Raw genomic sequence first — 21,657 nt, 5'->3', positions numbered from 1 at the left:
GCCTCGTTCAAACCGGATTCGCGTTCACTGGCCGAGGTCGGCGCCGTAGAGCGCCACGGCAAGGTCGTGGACGGCGTCGGCGGTGCGCGGGCCGAAGCCCAGCAGATAGCCGCCGTCCATGCGGATGACCTTGCGGGCGGCACCGGCCGGTGTCTGGGAAATGGCCGCGTTGGCGAACAGTTCCTCGTCGGATACGGCGGGGCCGGCATGATCCATCATCAGGATGACATCGGGCGCGGCGGTGACGGCGGCCTCGTCCGAAAGCTGCTTGTAGCCGGTAAAGCCTTCGATGGCATTGACGCCGCCGGCCAGTTTGACGATGCCGTCGGCCGCGGTGTCGCCGCCGGAAGCCAGGATCTTGCCACCCTGCATGGACAGGATGAACAGCACGCGCTTGCGCTGCTTGACCGCCGCCGTGAGTTGCTCGGCCGCCTTCAGCTTGGCGTCGACTTCCATTGCCAGCGCCGCCGCCCTGTCGTCAACGCCGAACGCCTTGCCGACGGCACGGATCTTGGCAAGGATTCCCTCATGGTCGAAGGTCTCGGGCACCTCGACATAGGGCACGCTGGCCTTCTTCAAAACCTCGACCGCTTCCTTCGGGCCGCTGCCTTGCAGCGCCAGGATTCCCGACGGATTGACCGACAGCACGCCTTCCGGCGACAGCTGGCGCATGTAGCCGACATCGGGAAGCTTGAGCGCTTCCTGCGGATAAAGGCTGGTGGAATCGCGTGCCACCAGATGCTCCTGCTGGCCGAGCGCATAGACGATTTCGGTCAGCGAACCGCCGATGGAGGCGATGCGCGACGAATCGGCGAAGACATCGCCGTCTTCCGCCGCCGCCGCTGCGGAGGCGGCGCCGAAGACCAGAACCGCACCGAGCAGCGACCGGCGCACAAAGCTGCAAACCACGGCGTTCATGCGTCCACGTCCGCTCAGGCCGCGACCGAGCCGGGCAGGCGCGGCAGGCTTTCGGCCAGCGAACGCCAGTCCTGGCGCTCATCCTCGCCTTCGCGACGCTTGCCGAAGAACTGGATGATCAGCCGCCCTTGCGCATCATAGGCATCGATCGTCGTCAGATGCCCTTCCCTGATCGGCCGCCGCAGAGCCCACACCTCGGCGATATGGTCGGTACGCAAGTGCAGGTGGAAGGTTTCGTCCAGCACGTTGAGCCACGGGCCCATCGTCTTCAGTTCGCTGACAGGCCCCGTGTAGATCTGAGCGCAGCCACGACTGCCGACGAAGCACATGATCGGCGTCTGCGCCGCAGCCGCCCGCGGCAACAGCGTGCCGATGGCCTCGCGATCGACCGGCCAGGCATATTCCTCGCCCACGGAACGCACCGCGACATGGCGCGAAACGCCGAGATCCTTGAGCATGCCGTAGAACTGGTGAACGTCGGTCATGCTGCCCCAACGCGCGCGCAACTCGTCCCGCCGCGAAAAGGCATCAATCGCGATTCCTTCCTCCTCGGCGACGGTTTCGGTCCGCACGACCGGTGACTGGTCGGCCGACAGATGGCGGTCGACCAGCGTTTCGTAGGCAGCCACGTCCGATGCCGGACGCAGATGAATCTTGTGCACCGCCTCGCCGCCGGCGTCGAAGAATTGCAGGCTGCGGCGAATGGCGTCGCCGTCGCGTTTCTCGACGGCGAAGCCGTGCACCCAGTGCTCGTAGAAGACCCGAAGGTCGATATTGTCGCCAAACACGGCAGCGGCGTGCGGGCTCGCCCGCACCTCGCCGAACGTGCCAATCGTCTCATGCACGGCGCTGTCGTTGCGGGTCAGCGTCATCACCTCGCCGAGCGCCGGCAGTTCGTCGAGCAATTCGCGAACGCGCGGCTCGATGCGCCGCACGCCGTCACCGCAATGCGCCGCGACCAGGTCGGCTTCCGAAATGCCCAGTTGCAGGGCCAGATCGCGCTCCCGCATCTTGGGATTCTGCGATCGCGCCGATCTGATTTCCTGCGCTGTGGGCTTCACATTCCGATCCATGGTCACACCTGTTCGCTGGCAACAATCGTTCGTATCGGCTGGCTATGGCCCTATTTGTTGAGGATGAGCTTGCCCTGCCGGGTGATCTTGAGCCGGTAGAGCGCGCCATGATGCTCGATGCCGATCTCGTGTTCGCCCTGGAACAGCGAATTGGATGACAGCGTGCGAGGCGACAGCGGCATGCGTTCCGACCGCATGGGCGTGTGCGTCTCGGCGCGGCGGAAGCGATAGCGGAATTCGTCAGGGTTGTGCGTGTTCATCGTCAGGCTCCTGATCCATCTCGCGCCGCTGCCCGCGACGCCGGGGATGATCGCCGATTCATTTGTTGACTCGGATAATCATGTTTACTAGTCAGTGCAATACCGGACTAAATGAGTCAACATTTAAGATGCCGGATGAGATGAAAAATGCGAGCAAGCGGCAACGCCAGCCAGCATTCAACACAGAATTTGGAGTTGAATCATGGGCTTGGCGGTTGGGGGCGAGGTGCCCGCGGATCGTTTCGAGGGTTGCGCCGGCGATAGCGGCGCAAAGTGGCGGACACTAAAGAGCATCAGCATTCTGTTGGCGGGCGTGGCGACGGCTTCGTTGTCGGCGTCTCTCGCTCACGCGCAGCAGACAAATACGGAGCAGCAGACGCAGGAAGAGCAGCAGGCCGAAGGCAAGACAGGCGCCTCCGGCGAAACGCTGCTCGACAAGATCCTGCTGCTCAGCCGTACCGGCGAAACGGCGATCGAATCGCTGTCGTCATCCAGCCACGTCGACCAAGAACAGATCGACCGGCGCCTAGCGACCAGCGTGAACGACGTGTTCTTCGGCGTGCCGGGCCTGACCGTACAGTCCGACGCCAAGCGCACCGCCTCCAGCGTCAACATCCGCGGCCTGCAGGACTTCGGCCGCGTGCAGGTGATCGTCGACGGCGCCCGGCAGGACTTCAACCGCTCCGGCCACGGCACATCGTCGACCTTCTGGATCGACCCCGAACTGATCCAGTCCGTGGACGTGATCCGCGGTCCGGTCGCCAACACCTACGGCTCGGGCGCCATCGGCGGCGTCGTCTTCTTCGACACCAAGGACGCGACGAACTTTCTCAAGCCGGAAGAGACCTGGGCCACCTCGGTGACCGGCCGCTACGAAACGAACGGCTCCGGCTGGACCACCAGCGCCACCGGCGCCTATCGCTTGAGCCCCGACTTCGACGTGCTGGGCAACATCGTCTATCGCGACTACGGCGACTACAAGGACGGCGACGGCAACAGGGTCGCGGGCTCCGCCTTCGACGTGCTCGGCGGCCTGCTCAAGGCCACCGTGCGGCCGAGCGAGAACAGCGAGCTGAAGCTCGGCTGGGTCGGCTCCAGCGACGGCTGGAGCGAGATCAGCGGCGGCGTCCCGACGTCCGATCTCGACATGCGCCAGAACACCTTCACCGCCCGCTACAACCTGACGGACGAAGACAGGAGCTGGCTAGACCTCCACATCAACACCTCCTACGGCAAGACCGATCTGGAACGGACCTATCTCAGGACGCTCGGCGGGCAATACGACCCGGTCACCGGGCGTCCGACCACCATTCCCGCCGGCTCGCGGACCACCTACGACCTCGAAACGCTGAGCTTCGACATCTGGAACACCTCTCGCTTCGAGACGGGGACGCTCGGCCACGAGCTGACCTATGGCGGCGACTGGGTGAGCGACGACATGGTGACGCTGGACCCGTCCGGCGGCCAGGACACCTACACGCCGTCGGGCAAGCGGCGCGTGAGCGGCCTCTACGTCCAGGACAAGATGAGCTGGGAGTGGCTGGAGGTGATCGCCGGCCTGCGCTACGACAGCTACAGCCTCGACAGCGCCACGGCCGAAAGCTCCGGCGACCGCCTGTCGCCGCGCATCACCGTCGGCGTGACGCCCTTCGAGTCCGCCGGGCTGGATGGTTTGCAGTTCTACGGCACCTATGCCGAGGGCTACCGCTCGCCGTCGATCACCGAAACGCTGATGAACGGTATGCACCCGAGCGGTGTCACCTTCCCGTTCCTGCCGAACCCGAACCTGAAGCCCGAAACCGGTAAGACTTGGGAACTGGGCGTCAACTATAAGGCCGACGGCGTCATTGAGGCTGGTGATGCGCTGCGCATGAAGGCCGCGTACTTCAACAACAACGTCGATGACTATATTCAGGGGAACGACGATATCGCGGCTGGCGCTCCCGGCTGCCCCTATATCCCGGGACTGCAGCCCGGCTCCTACACGTACTCGTGCTACCAGTACCAGAACTACGCGAGCGCCAGGATCCGCGGCTTCGAATTCGAGAGCGTTTACGACGCGAGCTGGGGCTTCGCCGGCCTTTCGGCCTCGATCATCGACGGCCACACGGTGTCTTATGACGGCCTGCGCGAAGACCTGACGACCATCCCTTCCTCGCAGGTGACCGCACAGCTCGGCTTCCGCTTCCTCGAGGACAGGCTGACGGTCGGCGGCGAGGTGCAGCACAACGGCAAGCCGAAGGGCAACGACGCGGCCAGGGACTACACGCTGGTCAACGCCTTCGCCAGCTACAAGGCAAACGAGAATCTCAAGTTCGACTTCCGCGTCGACAACATCTTCGACGAGAAGTACGCCAACCCGCTCAACGCCACGGCGACCAGCACCATCTACGAGCCGGGCGTGTCGGTGAAGCTTGCGGCGACGGTGCGATTCGGAGGCTGACACGACCATGAAGACGGCAACCTTTGTTCTTTCGGCAGCCGTAGCGACAGTGCTTTGCTCGGGGGCGGCGGCGCAGGAGGCGGCAAAGCCCGCCCCTGCGCTTTCGCTGGAACTCAACGGCGCGCAGCCCTCTGACAAGGGCTGCCGCCTGACCTTCGTGGTGACTAACGATCTCGGCGCCGCCCTTTCCAAGGCGGCGTTCGAGATTGCGCTGTTCAACGAGGCCGGCGTGGTCGAGCGCCTGACAGTGCTGGACTTCAAGGGTCTGCCGGCCGGCAAGACCAAGGTGACGCGCTTCGATCTCGCCGGCACCGATTGCACCAAGGTGAGCCGGGTCCTCGTCAATGCTGCCACCGAATGCGCCGGTTCCGGCATCGAGCCGACGGCCTGCATGCGCGGCCTGAAGACCTCGACGCGCGCCGGCATCACCTTCGGCGTCTGAACAGACGGCGCGCCAAGCCGACCCTTTATTCTACCGTTCGGCCTGCGACGGCGGCTGGACGATTGTTCTCCAACCCACCCCAGAAAGGAAAGCCAATGTTCATAGCCATGAACCGTTTCAAGGTGCAGAAGGGATCGGAAGATGCCTTCGAAAACGTTTGGAAGAGCCGCGATTCCTCGCTTTCGCAGATGACCGGCTTCAAGGAATTCCATCTGCTGCGCGGCCCCGTCAACGAGGAGGAAGGCTACACGCTGTTCGCCTCGCATACGCTTTGGGCCACGCAGGACGACTTCATCGCCTGGACGAAATCGGAGAACTTCCGGGCTGCCCACCGCAATGCCGGTTCCGGCAAGGTCCACTATCTGGGCCACCCGCAATTCGAGGGCTTTTCGATCGTCGAAGGAGCCTGAAGCCTCCGCCCGGCACGTTTGCAGGGCAGACGAAAAGAAACCTCCCGGCGGACCCGCCGGGAGGTTTTTTCATGAAACTATGTCTAGGCCGACGGCTGGGAGGGCGATTCGTCCGATTTGTCTTCGGTTTCCGCCTTGGTGGCCTGCTCGCGGCTGCGCTCGATCAGCTTCGCCGACCAGATCGACACCTCGTAGAGGATGATGGTGGGTAGAGCCAGGCCGATCTGGCTCATCGGATCGGGTGGCGTCAGCACGGCCGCCACGACGAAGGCGATGACGATCGCCCATTTGCGCTTGTCCTTCAGCGCCTGCGAGGACAACAGCCCGACGCGCGTCATCAGGCTGGTCACCACCGGCAACTGGAACACCAGGCCGAAGGAGAAGATCAGCGTCATGATGAGGCTGAGATATTCCGACACCTTGGGCAGCAGCGAAATCTGCACGTCGCCGCCGCCGCCGACCTGCTGCATGGACAGGAAGAACCACATCACCATCGGCGTGAAGAAGAAGTAGACCAGCGCCGCGCCCATCAAGAACAGGATCGGCGACGCAATCAGGAACGGCAGGAAGGCGTTCCGCTCGTTCTTGTAGAGGCCGGGGGCGATGAACTTGTAGATCTGCGTGGCGATCAGCGGAAAGGCGATGACCATGCCGCCGAAAGCGGCGAGCTTGACCTGCGTGAAGAAGAATTCCTGCGGCGCGGTATAGATCAGCTCGACCTTGGAAGGGTCCAACCCGGCCCATTGCGTCGCCCATTTGAAGGGGATGACGAGCAGGTTGAACAGCCGCTTGGCGAGGAAGAAACAGGCGAGGAAAGCGATGAAGAAGCCGGCGATCGACCAGATCAGCCGGCGGCGCAGCTCGATCAGATGCTCGATCAGCGGCGCCGACGACTTGTCGATCTCATCGCGATCGCGTTCGGTGATGCTCACGAGCCGGCCCTCTTGCGCGAAGCTGCCTTACCCGGCTTCGCAGCCTTGGACACAGCAGCCGCCTTCCCTGCTGCCGCCGGCCTGGCAACCTTGGCTGCCGGCGCACTCGCAACGGCCTTCCCAGTTGCCGCGGCCTTGGGAGCAGCGACCTTCGCGGGCGATTTTGCTACCTTACCCGTGGCGGGAGCCGCGCTCTTGCCCGGCTTCGCCGCTGGCGCCTTCGCGGGTTTCGTTGCGGTTTTCGCCTTTATGGCCGGCGTGGCCTTTGTAGTGGCGTCCGCCGTTGCCGAAGCGATCGCCGGCGCGGGCGGCATGGTGTCTGGCCCGGTGACGCCCGGCATCTCCGTCGCGCCGTTCTTCAGCGGCTCGGCGGGTTCGGCGGGGGCGTCGGCCTCTGCGACCTTCGGTTCGGGCGCAGGCTTCGGCTTCATCGCCTGGTCGAGCCCGGCACGCACGTCGGCAGCCGCCTTCTCGAAGGGATTGAGCTGCTTCCTGATCTCGGTCGCCGGATTGAGGCTGCGCAGCGAATCCACCGACTTCTTGACGTCGTCAAGCTCGGCTTCCTTCAGCGCCTCGTCGAACTGGCGGCGAAAATCGTTCGCCATGCCGCGCATCTTCGCCGTCATGCGGCCCATGGTGCGCAGCATGTTGGGCAAATCCTTAGGCCCGACGACCACGATCATGACGACCGCAATCACCAGCATCTCGGTCCAGCCGACCTCGAACATGACGCTGCTACCCGCTTAAAGGCGAACGAAAATCAGCTTTTGGTCGCCTTTTCGCGCGCCGAAACCGTTTCGTCGGCGCGATGTTCGACGGTGCGGGCCTTGTCGGCGGCATCATCGGCCTCGTCGTCGTCGGCCATGCCCTTCTTGAAGCTCTTGATGCCCTTGGCCATGTCCCCCATCAACTCGGGAATCTTACCGCGGCCGAACACAAGAAGCACGATCACCAGAACGATCAGCCAATGCCAAATCGAAAACGAACCCATTGTCACTCTCTCTCAGAACTGTTCCCAGATGTTGATCTATGCGTTTTCGCTTCCGGTTTCAAACACAACCGCATCGCCCAACGTACCGAAATGACGCAGGCGTTCGGCGTGGTTAAGGCAAGCGTCCCGGTCGGCGATCATTCTTCGGTGACTTTCGGCGTCAAAAGGCCGAGTTCCTCCAGGTCGATATCGGTCAGCGGATCCTCGTCCTCGGTCAGTTCATCGGGATCGGCCGGCGGCAGGGGAATGGAGAAATTGGACGGCATGCGTGCCGACAAGAGGCCGGCGCCCTTCAGTTCCTCGATGCCCGGCAGGTCGCGGATTTCCTCCAGCGCGAAATGGTCGAGGAAATTTTCCGTCGTGCCGTAGGTGACAGGGCGGCCAGGCGTCTTGCGGCGACCGCGCATCCTCACCCATTCCGTCTCCAGGAGCGTATCCAGCGTGCCCTTCGAGGTCTCGACGCCGCGGATGTCCTCGATCTCGGCGCGGGTGACGGGCTGATGGTAGGCGATGATGGCCAGGACCTCGAGCGCGGCCCGCGACAGCTTTCTCTGCTGCACGGCGTCGCGGCTCATCAGGAAGGCTAGATCGCCGGCGGTGCGGAAGGCCCAGGCGTCGCCGACACGCACGAGGTTGACGCCGCGCCGCTCGTAGATCTTGTGCAGTTCGGCCATCGCCGCCGGCACGTCGACGCCTTCCGGCAGGCGCTGGGCAAGCTGCTTTTCGCTGACCGGCTCGGCGCTGGCGAAAACGATGGCTTCGGCCATGCGAACGGCTTCGGCCAGATGCAGGCGCTCGGCCGGATTGCGGACGGCCTCGCCGTCGTCGCCGATGACGAAGGGAATGACCGACGCGTTGACGCTTTCGCTCATCGTGCAACCTCGACTGCTTTCACGCGCTGGCGCCCGCGCAGGTAGATCGGCGCGAACACCTCTTCCTGACGCACTTCCAGGCTGCCCTCTCGGACCAGTTCCAGCGTCGCGGCGAATGACGAGGCCATCGCCGTGCGCTTTTCCTCCGGGCTCGCCAGATACTCGATCAGGAAGGCGTCCAGCGCCGTCCAATCAGCGCTCGTGCCGATCAGCCGCGACAGCATCGTACGCGCCATCTTGAGCGACCAGACGCCACGCTTGGCGATGGTGACGTTGGAGATCGCCTGGCGCTGGCGCTGCGACGCATAAGCGGTGAGCAGGTCGTAGAGCGTGGCGGAGAATTCGTTGCGCTTCTCGACGATGACCATTTCCGGCATGCCGCGCTGGAAGACGTCGCGGCCGAGCCGGTTGCGGTTCACCAGCCGGGCGGCGGCATCGCGCATGGCCTCCAGCCGGCGCAGGCGGAATTGCAGCACCGCCGCCAGTTCCTCGCCGCTCTCGCCTTCCTCGCCCGGTTGCTTAGGGATCAGGAGCTTCGATTTCAGGAAGGCCAGCCAGGCCGCCATGACCAGATAGTCGGCAGCCAGTTCCAGCCGCATCGCCCTCACCTTGCCGATGAAGGCAAGATACTGCTCGGCCAGCGCCAGCACCGAAATGCGCGCCAGATCGACCTTCTGGTTGCGGGCAAGATGCAAAAGCAAGTCGAGCGGCCCTTCGAAGCCGTCGACGTCGACAACCAGCGACGGCTCGCTGGTGGCGCGGGTCTCCTCGTTCTCGGCCCAAAGACGATCCATGGGAGCGGCCTTGCCCGCTCCGCCCGTTCCGCCTTTCGTCTCCGCTGCCTGTGCCACCTGTCCGTTTCCGCCTGTTGCGGCCGGGGCTGCTACACCCTCAAGCGACCGCTTCGAAATACTGCGCGAACTCCTCGCGCAATTCGCTTTCCTTACTGTCGTCCCCGCCGCCGATGACCGCCAGCGCCCTTGTCGCCCGCTCCAGCGCCTTGCCCTGCAACGGTTTGGCGCCGGAAACGATGCCCCGCATCTCCTCCATGACGCCGTTGCAGTGAAGGACGATATCAACGCCCGCCGCAAGGATGGAGGCGGCCTTTGTGCGGAAATCCCCAGAAAGTGCCTTCATCGAGGTGTCGTCGCTGATCAGCAGCCCATCGAAGCCGATCTCGCCGCGAATGACCTCGTCCACCACCTTGCCGGAGGTGGTGGCGGGGTTCGCCGGATCGATCACCTGATAGACGACATGCGCGGTCATCGCCGCCGGCAGGTCGTTCAACGCCTGGAACGGGGCGAAATCGTGGTTCATCAACGCCTTCAGCGAGGCGGTGACGGTCGGCAGTTCCAGATGCGTGTCGGCGGTGGCCCGGCCATGGCCGGGCATGTGCTTCATCACCGGCAGCAGGCCGCCAGCCATCAGCCCCTCGGCGCTGGCGCGGCCGAGCGTGGCGACGATCTTCGGCTCGCGGTCGTAGGCGCGCTGGCCGATGACGTCGTTGGCACCTTCCACCGGCACGTCGAGCACCGGCAGGCAGTCCGCATCGATACCGTAGCGGGCAAGGTCGAAGGCATGCAGGCGCGCCATGAGCCAGGCGGCGCGCAGGCCGTCTTCCTCGCTGTCGCGATAGAGCGCGCCGAGCGCGCCCGCCGCCGGATAATTCGGCGCCAGCGGCGGGCGCAGGCGCTGCACCCGGCCGCCCTCCTGGTCGATGAAGACCGGCGCGTGCCAGCCGACGCAATCGCGCAGATGGGCGACGAGGTCGCGGATCTGCTCAGGCTCGCCGATATTGCGGGCAAACAGGATGAAGCCCCACGGCATCTCGCTGCGATAGAAGGAAACCTCCTCGCGGGTCAGCGATTTTCCGGCGCAGCCGAGGACAAGGGATTGTGATTCGCTCATATGCGGACTCTAGAATGTTGCGGGACCAAAGGGAATCGGGCGGCACGGAGCACAGTCGGCTCCACAAAAAGCGAAAACGGCGCGGGAAGCCGCGCCGTTTTCCGATTGGGCTGAAGCCGCCGTTACTTCGAGACGAAGCAGTTGCCGCCGGCGGCTTTGTAGCTTTCGCACAGCTTGATGGCGTCGTTGCGCGACTGTGCCGGCACGCGCACGCGATAGAAGGTGCCCTTGCCGGCGATCTCGGCCTTGACGATGCTGGCGGTGTGGCCGTCGAGCACGCTGGCATAGCGGCGGGCAAGGTCCTTGTAGCTCGCCTGGGCGCTCTCGGCGGTCGGCTGCGAGGCGATCTGCATCGACCATGAACCGGCAGCCGGCGCGCCCTGATCGAGTGCCGCGACCTGGTCCGGCTTGACCTCGCCGACGATGTCGACGGGCTGGTCGGAGGGACGCTGCGGGGCGACCGGCGCCACCTTGGGCGTGGCCGAGGACTGCGCCGGGGCCGCGCTTTCGGCTGCCGCCGGCTCGTTGGCGGCGGCGGCCGGCACGGCGCCCGTCTGGTCGCCCGACGTATCGACATGCTGCGGCGCCGGATCGGCCGGTTCGGTCGCGGCGACCTTGGCGGGCGCCTGCTCCTCGCGCGGCACCAGCGAGCCGTCGGGCTTGACGACCATGGTGCGCACCTTGCGCGGCGTCACCAGCGCGGTTTCCTTGTTGCCAGCGTCGGCTTCGGGAGCGGCCGCCTGCTCGATGCGGTCTTCCGATTTCGGTGCGGGCACAGCCGGCCCGGCATCACTATCCGGCGACAGGTCTACCACCCGGCTTTCCGGCTGACCGCCCGCCGACTGCGTTACGTCCATCGGCTCCTGGGCGTCCGTCACCAGCTTCTCTTGCTTCGGATCGGCCGCTTTCACGCCATTGACTGCCTCGTAGACCTTGTTGTCCTGGTTGGGAATGACGGTGCCGCCGGGGTTCTCCGGCTTCACCTTGATCGGCTGGTTGTCGGCCTTGACGATGGCCGGCGCATCGCTGCCGCCGCTGCCTGGCGACAGGGCGAAGGCACCTATGCCGCCGACGATCGCCACGGCGCCGATGACGGCGGCCGCCAGAAGAACGCGGTTGCGTGGTCGCCCGACGCCTTCCGCAACATCCGGGACGGTGTTCACTTCGTCGAGGTCGGGATCGTAGTCCAACTCGCCGACGGGAAGAGGATCGTGACCGGCGCGCGGCCGGCTGGCGGCGAAACCTGCCGGGCCGAACTCCGCGGCCTTGCTGCCGGCGGATGCCGCCACCGCAGCTGCCGCGGCATAGGCCGGCGCCTCATACTGCGCGTGTGCGCCGCCGACATAGGGATCGTCTTCATAAGCGGCCGCACGCGGCGCGACGGGCTCCGGCTCGGGAGCCGCCATGGTGCCGATCAGGCCGGAGAATTCCGCGTCGAGATCGTCGTAGGCGACGGACTCGGGTTCATCCTGCTCGAAGGACAATTCGGGAAGATCAAGATCGTCGGCCAGCGCCACAACGCGTTCCGGCACGTCCACCGTCTCCACGTCCGGCATCTCGGAACGCGGCGCGGCGGCGGGTGCAGCAGGCTCTACGCTTGCGACCGGCGCGGCCGTCTGTACGCCGTAAGTGTAGGGCTGCTGCGCCATCCCCTGCCAATCGGACGCTGGTTCGGGCGCGGCGGCGCGGGGCTCGGCGACCGGCGTCTGGGCAAGCGGCGTGCCACGGCTCCACGTCCAGTTCGATTCGGCGGCGGGAGCGGTGGCCGCCTCCTGCTCGTGCGCGTCAGCGGCGATGTCGTCGAAATCCAGAGCCTGGAGGTCGGCCAGCAACGCCGCGTCAAGGGCTTCCGGGTCGTGTTCGTGATGCGACACGGGCGGCTCCTCGGCTGCCTGGGTAGCAGCCTCGCTCACGGCCGCGATTGCCGGCTCGGAAGCAGCCGGGCGCGCCGTCATACGGTTCAACAGCGCATTCAGTTCGTCTTCCAGCGTGCTCTCGTGCAAGGCCGGGGCCGGCTGCGACTGTTCGGCCGCGACAGGCTGGGGCGCTTCCGCAACGGGATCAGCCGCGAAGTGCTCGTCGAAGGCACCGCGGAAATCGATATCCTGCACCGAAGATTCGTCGGCAACCGGCTGGTCGTCTACATAGGCGGCAGCAACAGGCTCGGGTTCGTAAGTCGCCACGGGCTCGGGCTCGTAGGCCGACACCGGCTCGGGCTCGTAGGCCGTCTCCTCGAAAGCGGGCTGTTCGGCGACGTGTTCGAAAGCCGGCTCGTCGACGGCCTCGCGATATTCCTCGCCGACAGCGCCGAGCGCGTCATCCAGCTTGACCACGTCGTCGTGGACAGGCTGCGCGACCGCTTCCGATTCAACCGGACGGGCGGCGAAATCCATGTCCACGTCGGCCATGGCGCCATCGAAGTAGGCGGCGAAATCGTTGTCGGACGCGCCCTGCCCTGTGGCCGGCGCAGCTTCGGCGGCGACGGCATAGCCATCGTCCCCGGCCGTGTCTGCGTTCTGCGGCGCGGCGCTGAAGTCTTCCGCCGTCACGTCGCCGAATGCGTTTTCGTCCGCCAGCGCCTGCTCGTCAGTAGCGTCCTCGGATTCAGGCTGGACATAGGCCTCGTACTCGGCGGCCTGCTCGATCTCGTCCTCGACGCTGAAATCCTCATGCAGCGATGCGGCGACGTGCTCGTCCATGGCGGCATCGAGATCGAAACCGTCGCCGGCGGCAGCTTCGACCGCTGCGGTCGGGGCGGAATCCCACTCCACCTGCGACGCCTGCGCGTCCACCTGCGGCTCGATGGCCGCAGGCGCAGCGACGGGCTCGTCGTCGAACCCGGCAAGCTCGCCCATCAATTCCTTTTCGAGGTCGATGCCAAAGGCGTCATCCGCCGCCTCGGCGGGAACGGCCTGGACCGGCGTCTGCGGGCGAACCGGCTCGCGCGGATCGAAACCCATGATACGGGTCAGTTCCGCAAAGGGATCGTCATCGGCTATGCCATGATGATCGGCGACTTTCAGCTGGTTTCTGTCTGCCATAATCGTTCCCGAACTCGTACTCGTCCGCGCGCCAGCGACGTCGCGAAGGGTTGGCCCTTACCAAGCCAATGTGGGCGAAAGGTGGCAGGTTTTTTAGTAAAGCCTAACGCATCTCGGTCGGGGCGTCGGCCCCTATCAGCGTCAGGCCGGACGTCAAAACGTCCGCAACAGCCTGCACCAGACCCAGCCTGGCATAAGTCGATTGTCGGTCGTTAACCTTAACAAAACGTAAGCCGGGATTCTCCGTGCCCCGGTTCCAGTGTGCATGGAAGGCGCTCGCCAAGTCGTAGAGGTAGAATGCCAGCCGGTGCGGCTCCTGCGCAAGAGCCGCCTGTTCGATCAGCCGGGGGTACTCGGCGAGCTTGCGGATAAGGCCGATTTCGCCCTCGTCCGTCAGGCCAGCCACGGCGTCCTTCAACGCGGCCCGGTCGAACGTTTCGCCCGGAAACTGCTCGCCGGCCTGGCGGAACACCGAATGGCAGCGCGCCGAGGCGTACTGCACATAGAACACCGGATTGTCCTTCGATTGCTCGGTCACCTTGGCGAAGTCGAAATCCAGCGGCGCGTCGCTCTTGCGGTAGAGCATCATAAAGCGCACCGGGTCGCGCCCCACCTCCTCCACCACCTCGCGCAGCGTGATGAAATCGCCCGAGCGCTTCGACATGCGCACCGGCTCGCCATCGCGGAACAGCTTCACCAGCTGGCACAGGAGCACGGTGAGCTTGACGCGACCGCCGGTGACGGCGCGCGCCAGAGCCTCCAGCCGCTTGACGTAGCCGCCATGGTCCGCGCCGAGCACATAGATCAGTTCGTCGAAGCCGCGGTTCACCTTGTCCTTCAGATAGGCAACGTCGGCGGCAAAATAGGTGAAGGAGCCGTCCGACTTGACCAGCGGCCGGTCCATGTCGTCGCCGACCTCGGTGGAACGGAACAGCGTCTGCTCGCGATCCTCCCAGTCATCGGGCTTCTCACCCTTCGGCGGTGGCAGCTTGCCCTTGTAGATGTGGCCTTTCATCGTGAGATCGGCGATGGCCGCGCGGATCGCCTTGGCGTTGTCGGCGTGCAGCGTCCGCTCGGAGAAGAAGACGTCGTGATGGACGTTGAGCAGCGCTAGGTCGGCCTTGATCATCACCATCATGGCGTCGATGGTGCGATCCTTGACGATGGCGAGCGCCTCGTCGTCCGGCATTTGCAGCAGCGAGCGGCCGAATTCCTTCGCCAAGGCCTCGCCGACGGGCACGAGATAGTCGCCCGGATAGAGGCCGGCCGGGATCTCGCCGATGTCGTCGCCCAGCGCCTCGCGATAGCGCAGCATCACCGAGCGGCCGAGCACGTCGATCTGCACGCCGGCATCGTTGATGACGTATTCCTTCACCACCGCATAGCCGGCGAAGGCCAGAAGGTTGGCCAGCGTGTCGCCGACCACCGCGCCGCGGCAATGGCCGACATGCATGGGACCTGTCGGATTGGCGGAAACGTACTCGACGTTGGTGCTGTGGCCCTTGCCGACGGTCGAGCGACCGAAGTCACGCCCGGCGTCCAGAATGTCGACCAGATGCGCCTGCCAGAAGCGCTCGGTGAGCCTGAGATTGACGAAGCCCGGGCCGGCGATCTCAGCGGACGCGATATCGGCGTCGCCGCGAAGTGCGGCGGCGATCTTTTCGGCCAGCGCGCGCGGGTTCTGGCCGGTGGGCTTTGCCAATACCATTGCCGCATTGGTGGCGAGGTCGCCGTGGCTGGCGTCGCGCGGCGGCTCGACGGCAATGCGCGACAGATCAGGCGCGGCGCCCTCCTTGTCTTTCAAATCAAGCGCTTCGACGGCCTTGGTGATCCGCGCAGTGAAGTCGGCGAAAATGTTCATGACGGGCTTTCGTAGAACGGAAAACACGTAAAATTTCACGTTTCGGGCGTGATTTTCACGTTTTTCGTGGTTTCGGCTCGCCCTAGCTCAAATCCGGTGTGCGGTCAAACAGGCGGCGGTGCTCCTTGAGGGCATAGGTGTCGGTCATGCCGGCGAGGAAATCGGACACCGAACGCGCCTTGATGCGATCCTCTGCCCGGTCCAGCCCCTCGCGCCAGCCTTCGGGCATGGCGCGTGGATCGGCGTAATAGGCGTCGAACAGGTCCTTCACCACCTGCTCGGCGTCGGCGCGCACGCGCATCACCTCCGGATGGCGATAGAGGTGGCCGTAGAGAAAGGCCTTCAGTTCCTTCTCCTTCGCCGCCATGGCCGGCGAGAAGGCAACGATGGGCTCGCCTGCGGCGCGCGCGTCATTCGGAAATTGCGGGGCGATGCAAGCCAGCCGGGCGGAAGCCTCGGCGATCACGTCCTCGACCATCGCCGTGATCTGGCGCCGCATCAGCTCGTGCCCGGTGCGGACGGGATCGAGGTGGGGATAGCGTTCGCGAACGGCTTTCAGGATCGCGCCCGGCAGCGCTAGCTCCTCCAGCATGTCCAGCGTCAGCAGGCCGGAACGCAGGCCGTCGTCGATATCGTGCGTGTCGTAGGCGATGTCGTCGGCGAGTGCTGCGCACTGGGCCTCTATGCTGGCAAAGCTCGCGAGCTCGAGGTCGTGCAGCTCGTTGTAGTTGCGGATGGACGGCGGCACCGGGCCGGCCAGCCCCCTGCCCGCCGCATCCGTCAGCGGGCCATTGTGCTTGACCAGCCCTTCCAGTGTTTCCCATGTCAGGTTCAGCCCGTCGAAGTCGGCATAACGGTGCTCCAACCGCGTGACGATGCGCAACGACTGGGCGTTATGGTCGAAGCCGCCCCAGGCCGCCATCTTCTCGTTCAGCGCGTCTTCGCCGGTGTGGCCGAAGGGCGTGTGGCCGAAATCGTGCACCAGCGCCACCGCCTCTGCGAGGTCCTCGTCCACCCTGAGCGCTCGGGCCAGCGCACGCGCGATCTGCGCCACCTCGATGGTATGAGTGAGCCGCGTGCGATAGTGGTCGCCCTCGTGCGCGACGAAGACCTGCGTCTTGTGCTTCAGCCGGCGGAAAGCGGTGGAATGGATGATGCGGTCGCGGTCGCGCTGAAAAGGCGTGCGCGTCGGGCTTTCGGGCTCGGCGAACAGCCGCCCGCGCGAACGCGCCGGATCGCAGGCATAGGCCGCGCGCGGCCTGTAGCCGAAGCCGATGTCGCCGAGATCCCTGCCCCCGTCTTCCATTCAAATCGCAATCAGGCTCGCGGCAGCAGCTTGCGCAGGATGACGGACGAATGGCCGTCCGCCTCGTGCGAGGCGTCCTGGCGCTGGACGACCTCGAAGCCGTGCTTGCGGTAGAAAGCCAGAGCCCTGTCGTTGCCCTCGATCACCTCCACCGCGATGCTGGGGATGCCGGCATGGAAGGCCAGAACAGCATGCAGCAGGTCAACCGCCAGGCCGGTGCCGAACTCGGACGGATCGAGATGCAGGCGGTCGAGCGTGACGTCGCCGGCCTCATCCATGCTGGCCAGCGCATAGCCGGCAAGCGACTTGTCCCGCCGCTCGGCCACGAAGGATGTCTTGTCGGGGTCGGCGAGTTCCGCGGCAAGCCGTTGCGGCGCATGGCGGGCATCGGATTCGCGCGCGGTCGTCTCCGATCCCAGGATCGTCGAATAGGTGCGGCGCCAGGAAGCACCCAGCAGCCGCGAGACCGCCTCGACATCCCGCTCGGTCATGGCCCTGATCTGGATCATCGCCACCTCCTTCGGCGGCCGTTGACTTGGCCGCTGTCGCTTCATACCTATCATGGCAAGCACAACGCAAGGTGAGCGCAATGGATGCCGGCGCCAAGACCACCACGACCGTAGAAATGACCGAAGCCGCGGCGAAGCGGATTGCCCGGATCGTCGCCGCCGAGCCCGGCAAGACGGCGCTGCGCGTCGCCGTCGAGGGTGGCGGCTGCTCCGGATTCTCCTACCGATTCGATCTCGTGGATGGCCGCAACGACGACGATGTCGCCATCGAGAAGGACGGCGCGACGCTTCTGATCGATGACCTGTCGCTCGTCTATATGGGCGGCTCGGTGGTCGATTTCGTCGACGACCTGATGGGCCAGTCTTTCCAGATCAAGAATCCGAACGCCGTCGCCTCCTGCGGCTGCGGCACCAGCTTCTCCATCTGACCGGCAGTCCCGGCTTCACACGCTGATCGTCTTGCTGAAGGCGTTGGTGAAGACGACGCCGCCATGGTCGTCGCTCGCCTCGGCCAGCACGACATCTATCGCCTGGTTGGTGACCCGCGCGATCGCGAAACCGCCCATATAGGCGGCCTTCGGCTTGAACAGGTCGAGCCCGTCGCTTTGATAGATCATCGGCGTTTCATGCTGATGGCCGTGGAAGACGCCGACGACGTTGTAGCCTTTCAGCACTTCCAGCAGCGCCTCCCGGTTTGCCGCGCTCCACCAGTGTGCGGTGCCCTCACCGCTGTCGTCGAAGCGATGCTGGGCCTTGTCCCATATCTCGGTCGAGAACGTGTCCCAGCCGTAGTGCTGGAACAGGACGACGGGACGCCCGTCCGCGGCGTTGGCCGCAAGGTCCTGCTTCAGCCATGGCAAGCTGCTCAGGGCGCCGTGCCCGGTATCGCCGGCGAAGCGATTCGTCTGAACGAGATGGAGGCCGCCCCAGTTCCACGAATAGCAGTCGGAACCGACGTCGTAGTTGTCGGCCGGCACGGGCGGCTTGAAGAAGACGCCGGCGCGGTGGTTGATCTCGACATAGTCGCGCAGTTCGCGCCGATACCAGTTCAGGTGCCCCGTCGGGCCATTCTGGTCGAGGTCGTGGTTGCCCAGCCCGACATAGACCGGAACGTGGACCCGGTCCGGCCCGACACCCTGCTGGTAGCGCTGGGAAAACTGCAGCAGCTGCGTGCCTTCGCTGGGCAGGATGACCTGGCCGCCGCCGTCGTCGGTCATGTCGCCGCCGACGACGATGCCGAGCGGCGTACCGATCGGCCGGCCGGCCGAACGCAGGCTCGTGGCCACGCCGCCGATCTCGGCCGGCCACAGCGTGTCGCCGAGGCCGTTCAGCGCCGCGATGTTGCGCAGCAGGTTGGCGTCGGTCTTTCCTTCCTTCTGGCAATTGGGGCTCAGCCCCTTCGCCATGCGGCAGGCATGGATATCGGCGATGAACAGGAAAGTCGCGTCGATGGGTGGAACGGCGCGAGCCGACTGGGCGAAAGCCTGGCCGGCGGCGCCGATGATCCCGAGGGCGGCCGCCTGTTTGAGGAGAGTCCGCCGCGAAAGCGGCAGCGTCGAGCAAGCGTTCATCACCGACACTTCAGCACGGCCCGGACCGCCCGTCCAGATTCCGGATAAAACGAAAGGGGCCGCCCGAGCGGCCCTTTTCAATGGATTTGGTGTTGAGGATTTGGCGCCAGGGAATTTGGCGTCGAGGATCACGCCTCGGCGCTCATCGCCGCTTCGCGCAGGCCCTCGGCATCGCCGGTGGCGCCGTTGAAGACCAGGTTGAGCAACACAGACGCGATCGAGGCGAGCAGGATGCCCGAATCGATCAGTGGGCCGATCGCCTTCGGCAACCACATGTGGAACTCGGGTGCCACGACCGGGATCATGCCGAAGCCGACCGAGATGCCGACGATAAACAGGTTGTTGCGGTTGGTCTTGAAGTCGACCGCCGTCAGGATGCGGATGCCGGTCGCGGCGACCATGCCGAACATGACGATGCCCGCCCCGCCCAGCACCACCGTCGGCAAGGCTTCGACCAGCGCACCCATCTTCGGAATGAGGCCGAGCACAACCATGATGACGCCGCCGGCGACGCAGACAAAGCGGCTCCTGATGCCGGTCACGCCGACCAATCCGACGTTCTGCGAGAAGGACGTGTAGGGAAAGGTGTTGAAGATCCCGCCGAGCACGGTGCCCAGACCGTCCATGCGCAGGCCGGACGACAACATCGGCTGGGTCACCTCCTTGCCGGTCATCTCGCCCAGCGCCAGGAACATGCCGGTCGATTCGATCATGACGACGATCATCACCAGCACCATGGTCAGGATCAGCACCGGCGAGAAGATCGGCATGCCGAAATGGAACGGCATGATCGGCGCGAACCAGGCCGCGTTCGCGACCTTGTCGAAGTGCATGAGGCCGAGCCCGGCCGCGATGACGCCGCCGGCGATGATGCCGATCAGGACCGCGATGTTGGACAGGAAGCCCTTGGTGAAACGGGCGACGCCGACGACGATGGCGAGCACCACCAGCGAGAGCACGATGTTGGAAACCGGCGCGTAGGCGGGATTCGGCAGCGAAGGGGCCAGTGCGATGCCCGGCGGTACCGGCGGAATGGCGGACCCGCCCGCGCTTGCCGTATCCATCGCCGCCTTCAGCCAGTCGGCATGCACCGGATCGACCAGCTTCGGCGCGGTCGGGCCGACACCCAGGCCGAAGATCCAGGCGATGCCGATCTTCATCAGCGACACGCCGATGACCAGGATGATGGTGCCCGTCACCACTGGCGGGAAGAAGCGCAGCATGCGCGAGACGAAGGGCGCGATGAGCACGGTGACGATGCCGGCGCCGATGATCGCGCCGAAAATGGTGCGCGCGCCGTCGACACCGGGATTGGCGACGGCCATCGACACCATCGGCCCGACGGCGGCGAAGGTGACGCCCATCATCACCGGCAGCTTGATGCCGAACCATTGCGTGGCGCCCATGGACTGCAGGATCGAAGCGATGCCGCAGACGAACAGGTCCGCCGAGATCAGGAAGGCGACATCCTGCGGCGGCAATTTCAATGCGCGGCCGATAATCAGCGGCACGGCGATGGCGCCGGCATACATGACCAGCACATGCTGGAGGCCGAGCGCGAACAGACGCGGTGCCGGCAGCACCTCGTCCACGGAATGCGTGGTTGACGTCATGGCATTTTTTCCTCTCTCCCAGAACCGGCCCGAAGAATGCCCAAGAGAGCCGGTTCCCTTCCTCCGAAGGATAGTGCAGGATCGTCTGCAATCGCCGTGTGCGCTATCAAGAACATTTTGAAATCATCGCGAGATTTTCATGAAGATCGTGACCTGGAACATCAACGGCGTGCGCGCCCGCATCGGCAACCTCACCCACTGGCTGGGCGAAAGCCAGCCCGATATCGTGTGCCTGCAGGAGATCAAGACCGTCGACGAGCAGTTCCCGCGCGCCGAGGTCGAGGCGCTGGGCTACAATGTCGAGACGCACGGCCAGAAGGGTTTCAACGGCGTCGCCATCCTGTCGAAGCTGCGCTTCGACGAGGTGAACCGCGGCCTGCCGGGCGACGACGGCGACGAGCAGGCGCGATTCATCGAGGGCGTGTTCTCCACCGACAAAGGCGCGCTGCGCGTGGCCTCCATCTATCTGCCCAACGGCAACCCGATCGACGATCCGGTGAAGTTTCCCTACAAGCTTTCGTGGATGGAGCGGCTGGAGCGCTGGGCCGAGGAGCGACTGGCGCTGGAGGAAGCGCTGGTGATCGCCGGCGACTATAATGTCATTCCCGAACCAGCCGACGCCCGCTATCCGGAGAACTGGCTGGGCGACGCCCTTTTCCAGCCCCAGACGCGGCAGGCCTTCCGGCGCCTGAAGAACCTCGGCTTCACCGAAGCCGTGCGCGCGGTGACTGACCAGCCCGACACATACACCTTCTGGGATTATCAGGGCGGAGCCTGGCAGAAGAACAACGGCATCCGCATCGACCATCTCCTGCTCTCTCCGGAGGCGGCAAATCGCTTTTCCGCGGCCTCGATCGAGAAACATGTGCGGGCCTGGGAAAAACCCTCCGACCACGTGCCCGTCGCGATCGAACTCGATCTCGCCGCAGCTTGAGGCATGGCTCCGCGATATGGCCACATTCGCCTGTTCTGCTTGACTTTTCGGGTTTGGAATTGAAGGCGGACATGCGGTTTTCAACCACGCTTGCCATGACCGCCGCAGCGGTTGCGGGCGCATCGCAAGCGGCGGCGGAACCTCGGTGCCTTTCCGCGGGAGAAGCGTTCGGCGTCGGCCAGTATGCCTGCCTGCAGGTCGGCGAAAGGGGAAAGCTGGCGCTGTGCGAAACGACGCAGGACGTGATGTCCTGGCGCACGGTGCAGGACTACTGCCCGGGCGGCGAACACCAACAGGCCCCGCAGACGGCCGATTTCGACGCCAATTGCCTGGCGAACGCCCAATCGTTCGCCGCCGGCAGGTTGGCCTGCCTCAGCGTAGACGGCACGCGCTACCTGGCGCGCTGCGACCTCGTGCTCAACACCTCGTCGTGGACGAAGGTGCAGGACGACTGTCCGGGCAATCCGCCGCTTGACGCGAGCCATGCGCCGGACGACGGGTCGTGGAAGCCGCTGGAAAAACCGCGCGAGCTTCTGGACAGGCTGCTCGGCCGCTCGTGAGCGGCGCTCCAAT

Annotated in this window: 21 protein-coding genes; 6 read left to right on the top strand and 15 right to left on the bottom strand. The window is 65.1% G+C overall.

From position 1 onward, the window contains the following. Positions 1 to 24 precede the first annotated feature (24 nt). From E6C48_RS06895 to hemP, 3 genes are read right to left on the bottom strand one after another with little or no spacing between them, the layout of a single operon-like run. Positions 25 to 918 carry a heme/hemin ABC transporter substrate-binding protein gene (locus E6C48_RS06895; RefSeq protein WP_136355429.1) on the bottom strand — a complete coding sequence of 298 codons (894 nt, stop codon included), beginning with the start codon at positions 916 to 918 and terminating at the stop codon, positions 25 to 27. A 14-nt stretch (positions 919 to 932) separates the two neighbouring features. Next, complete coding sequence (locus tag E6C48_RS06890) at positions 933 to 1,991, bottom strand: hemin-degrading factor (protein ID WP_136355427.1); 1,059 nt, start codon at positions 1,989 to 1,991, stop codon at positions 933 to 935. Positions 1,992 to 2,041: 50 nt separating this feature from the next. Next, entirely contained in the window at positions 2,042 to 2,251 is a 210-nt protein-coding gene (gene hemP, locus E6C48_RS06885; protein WP_136355425.1) for a hemin uptake protein HemP, read from the bottom strand. Between the two features lie 202 nt (positions 2,252 to 2,453). Here hemP and E6C48_RS06880 point away from each other — a divergent pair, with 202 nt between their 5' ends. The 3 genes from E6C48_RS06880 to E6C48_RS06870 all read left to right on the top strand — a co-directional run bounded on the left by E6C48_RS06880 (position 2,454) and on the right by E6C48_RS06870 (position 5,546). Continuing rightward, the gene (locus E6C48_RS06880) at positions 2,454 to 4,694 is read left to right on the top strand and encodes a TonB-dependent hemoglobin/transferrin/lactoferrin family receptor (protein WP_136355423.1); all 2,241 of its coding nucleotides are present in this window, start codon (positions 2,454 to 2,456) and stop codon (positions 4,692 to 4,694) included. Between the two features lie 7 nt (positions 4,695 to 4,701). Next, positions 4,702 to 5,136 carry a hypothetical protein gene (locus tag E6C48_RS06875; protein ID WP_136355421.1) on the top strand — a complete coding sequence of 145 codons (435 nt, stop codon included), beginning with the start codon at positions 4,702 to 4,704 and terminating at the stop codon, positions 5,134 to 5,136. 95 nt (positions 5,137 to 5,231) lie between these two features. Further along, on the top strand, positions 5,232 to 5,546 hold the full coding sequence (locus E6C48_RS06870) for an antibiotic biosynthesis monooxygenase family protein (protein WP_136355419.1): 315 nt from the start codon (positions 5,232 to 5,234) through the stop codon (positions 5,544 to 5,546). An 83-nt stretch (positions 5,547 to 5,629) separates the two neighbouring features. On the opposite strand, the gene tatC is transcribed toward E6C48_RS06870, so the two are convergent. The 10 genes from tatC to E6C48_RS06820 form a co-directional block, all read right to left on the bottom strand. Further along, complete coding sequence (gene tatC / locus E6C48_RS06865; protein ID WP_136355417.1) at positions 5,630 to 6,478, bottom strand: twin-arginine translocase subunit TatC; 849 nt, start codon at positions 6,476 to 6,478, stop codon at positions 5,630 to 5,632. Continuing rightward, on the bottom strand, positions 6,475 to 7,206 hold the full coding sequence (tatB, locus tag E6C48_RS06860; RefSeq protein ID WP_136355415.1) for a Sec-independent protein translocase protein TatB: 732 nt from the start codon (positions 7,204 to 7,206) through the stop codon (positions 6,475 to 6,477). Before tatB ends, tatC begins: the two co-directional genes overlap by 4 nt. Before the next feature lie 32 nt (positions 7,207 to 7,238). After that, positions 7,239 to 7,469 (bottom strand): twin-arginine translocase TatA/TatE family subunit, encoded by a 231-nt coding sequence (locus tag E6C48_RS06855; RefSeq protein ID WP_136355413.1) that lies wholly within the window; start codon positions 7,467 to 7,469, stop codon positions 7,239 to 7,241. A 137-nt stretch (positions 7,470 to 7,606) separates the two neighbouring features. Further along, positions 7,607 to 8,341 carry an SMC-Scp complex subunit ScpB gene (gene scpB / locus E6C48_RS06850; protein WP_136355411.1) on the bottom strand — a complete coding sequence of 245 codons (735 nt, stop codon included), beginning with the start codon at positions 8,339 to 8,341 and terminating at the stop codon, positions 7,607 to 7,609. Next, positions 8,338 to 9,135 carry a segregation and condensation protein A gene (locus E6C48_RS06845; protein ID WP_136355409.1) on the bottom strand — a complete coding sequence of 266 codons (798 nt, stop codon included), beginning with the start codon at positions 9,133 to 9,135 and terminating at the stop codon, positions 8,338 to 8,340. The genes scpB and E6C48_RS06845 overlap by 4 nt, the downstream gene beginning before the upstream one ends. A 97-nt stretch (positions 9,136 to 9,232) precedes the next feature. Then, positions 9,233 to 10,249 carry a beta-N-acetylhexosaminidase gene (gene nagZ / locus E6C48_RS06840; RefSeq protein ID WP_136355407.1) on the bottom strand — a complete coding sequence of 339 codons (1,017 nt, stop codon included), beginning with the start codon at positions 10,247 to 10,249 and terminating at the stop codon, positions 9,233 to 9,235. Between the two features lie 122 nt (positions 10,250 to 10,371). Next, on the bottom strand, positions 10,372 to 13,290 hold the full coding sequence (locus E6C48_RS06835; protein WP_136355405.1) for an SPOR domain-containing protein: 2,919 nt from the start codon (positions 13,288 to 13,290) through the stop codon (positions 10,372 to 10,374). 103 nt (positions 13,291 to 13,393) lie between these two features. Continuing rightward, positions 13,394 to 15,151, bottom strand: coding sequence for an arginine--tRNA ligase (argS, locus tag E6C48_RS06830; protein ID WP_136355402.1), 1,758 nt, complete (start codon positions 15,149 to 15,151; stop codon positions 13,394 to 13,396). Between the two features lie 82 nt (positions 15,152 to 15,233). Further along, entirely contained in the window at positions 15,234 to 16,457 is a 1,224-nt protein-coding gene (locus E6C48_RS06825) for a deoxyguanosinetriphosphate triphosphohydrolase (RefSeq protein WP_136355400.1), read from the bottom strand. A gap of 11 nt (positions 16,458 to 16,468) precedes the next feature. Further along, the gene (locus E6C48_RS06820; protein WP_136355398.1) at positions 16,469 to 16,966 is read right to left on the bottom strand and encodes a GNAT family N-acetyltransferase; all 498 of its coding nucleotides are present in this window, start codon (positions 16,964 to 16,966) and stop codon (positions 16,469 to 16,471) included. Positions 16,967 to 17,046: 80 nt separating this feature from the next. On the opposite strand from E6C48_RS06820, the gene erpA reads away from it, so the two are divergent. After that, positions 17,047 to 17,394, top strand: a complete 348-nt coding sequence (gene erpA / locus E6C48_RS06815) for an iron-sulfur cluster insertion protein ErpA (RefSeq protein ID WP_136355396.1) — start codon at positions 17,047 to 17,049, stop codon at positions 17,392 to 17,394. Between the two features lie 15 nt (positions 17,395 to 17,409). Here the strand turns inward: erpA and E6C48_RS06810 are convergent, their stop codons facing one another. Together E6C48_RS06810 and E6C48_RS06805 are read right to left on the bottom strand one after the other, a co-directional pair. After that, complete coding sequence (locus E6C48_RS06810) at positions 17,410 to 18,537, bottom strand: metallophosphoesterase (RefSeq protein WP_136355394.1); 1,128 nt, start codon at positions 18,535 to 18,537, stop codon at positions 17,410 to 17,412. A gap of 128 nt (positions 18,538 to 18,665) precedes the next feature. Further along, the gene (locus E6C48_RS06805; RefSeq protein WP_136355392.1) at positions 18,666 to 20,150 is read right to left on the bottom strand and encodes a nucleobase:cation symporter-2 family protein; all 1,485 of its coding nucleotides are present in this window, start codon (positions 20,148 to 20,150) and stop codon (positions 18,666 to 18,668) included. Positions 20,151 to 20,289: 139 nt separating this feature from the next. On the opposite strand from E6C48_RS06805, the gene xth reads away from it, so the two are divergent. Together xth and E6C48_RS06795 are read left to right on the top strand one after the other, a co-directional pair. Next, the gene (gene xth, locus E6C48_RS06800) at positions 20,290 to 21,084 is read left to right on the top strand and encodes an exodeoxyribonuclease III (RefSeq protein WP_136355390.1); all 795 of its coding nucleotides are present in this window, start codon (positions 20,290 to 20,292) and stop codon (positions 21,082 to 21,084) included. Positions 21,085 to 21,155: 71 nt separating this feature from the next. Continuing rightward, entirely contained in the window at positions 21,156 to 21,644 is a 489-nt protein-coding gene (locus E6C48_RS06795) for a hypothetical protein (RefSeq protein ID WP_136355388.1), read from the top strand. Positions 21,645 to 21,657: the final 13 nt, after the last annotated feature.

Origin of the sequence: Ollibium composti, from assembly GCF_004801285.1 — a bacterium.
Lineage (GTDB): Bacteria > Pseudomonadota > Alphaproteobacteria > Rhizobiales > Rhizobiaceae > Mesorhizobium > Mesorhizobium composti.
Note: the sequence above shows the minus strand (reverse complement) of the source record. Positions and strands in the feature narration are given on the sequence as shown.

What these genes read in the sequence shown, in the direction of transcription:
- E6C48_RS06895 (WP_136355429.1), bottom strand. Translation starts at nt 918, where the DNA reads ATGAACGCCGTGGTTTGCAGCTTTGTGCGCCGGTCGCTGCTCGGTGCG.
- E6C48_RS06890 (WP_136355427.1), bottom strand. Translation starts at nt 1,991, where the DNA reads ATGGATCGGAATGTGAAGCCCACAGCGCAGGAAATCAGATCGGCGCGA.
- hemP (WP_136355425.1), bottom strand. Translation starts at nt 2,251, where the DNA reads ATGAACACGCACAACCCTGACGAATTCCGCTATCGCTTCCGCCGCGCC.
- E6C48_RS06880 (WP_136355423.1), top strand. Translation starts at nt 2,454, where the DNA reads ATGGGCTTGGCGGTTGGGGGCGAGGTGCCCGCGGATCGTTTCGAGGGT.
- E6C48_RS06875 (WP_136355421.1), top strand. Translation starts at nt 4,702, where the DNA reads ATGAAGACGGCAACCTTTGTTCTTTCGGCAGCCGTAGCGACAGTGCTT.
- E6C48_RS06870 (WP_136355419.1), top strand. Translation starts at nt 5,232, where the DNA reads ATGTTCATAGCCATGAACCGTTTCAAGGTGCAGAAGGGATCGGAAGAT.
- tatB (WP_136355415.1), bottom strand. Translation starts at nt 7,206, where the DNA reads ATGTTCGAGGTCGGCTGGACCGAGATGCTGGTGATTGCGGTCGTCATG.
- E6C48_RS06855 (WP_136355413.1), bottom strand. Translation starts at nt 7,469, where the DNA reads ATGGGTTCGTTTTCGATTTGGCATTGGCTGATCGTTCTGGTGATCGTG.
- scpB (WP_136355411.1), bottom strand. Translation starts at nt 8,341, where the DNA reads ATGAGCGAAAGCGTCAACGCGTCGGTCATTCCCTTCGTCATCGGCGAC.
- E6C48_RS06845 (WP_136355409.1), bottom strand. Translation starts at nt 9,135, where the DNA reads ATGGATCGTCTTTGGGCCGAGAACGAGGAGACCCGCGCCACCAGCGAG.
- nagZ (WP_136355407.1), bottom strand. Translation starts at nt 10,249, where the DNA reads ATGAGCGAATCACAATCCCTTGTCCTCGGCTGCGCCGGAAAATCGCTG.
- E6C48_RS06835 (WP_136355405.1), bottom strand. Translation starts at nt 13,290, where the DNA reads ATGGCAGACAGAAACCAGCTGAAAGTCGCCGATCATCATGGCATAGCC.
- argS (WP_136355402.1), bottom strand. Translation starts at nt 15,151, where the DNA reads ATGAACATTTTCGCCGACTTCACTGCGCGGATCACCAAGGCCGTCGAA.
- E6C48_RS06825 (WP_136355400.1), bottom strand. Translation starts at nt 16,457, where the DNA reads ATGGAAGACGGGGGCAGGGATCTCGGCGACATCGGCTTCGGCTACAGG.
- E6C48_RS06820 (WP_136355398.1), bottom strand. Translation starts at nt 16,966, where the DNA reads ATGATCCAGATCAGGGCCATGACCGAGCGGGATGTCGAGGCGGTCTCG.
- erpA (WP_136355396.1), top strand. Translation starts at nt 17,047, where the DNA reads ATGGATGCCGGCGCCAAGACCACCACGACCGTAGAAATGACCGAAGCC.
- E6C48_RS06810 (WP_136355394.1), bottom strand. Translation starts at nt 18,537, where the DNA reads ATGAACGCTTGCTCGACGCTGCCGCTTTCGCGGCGGACTCTCCTCAAA.
- E6C48_RS06805 (WP_136355392.1), bottom strand. Translation starts at nt 20,150, where the DNA reads ATGACGTCAACCACGCATTCCGTGGACGAGGTGCTGCCGGCACCGCGT.
- xth (WP_136355390.1), top strand. Translation starts at nt 20,290, where the DNA reads ATGAAGATCGTGACCTGGAACATCAACGGCGTGCGCGCCCGCATCGGC.
- E6C48_RS06795 (WP_136355388.1), top strand. Translation starts at nt 21,156, where the DNA reads ATGCGGTTTTCAACCACGCTTGCCATGACCGCCGCAGCGGTTGCGGGC.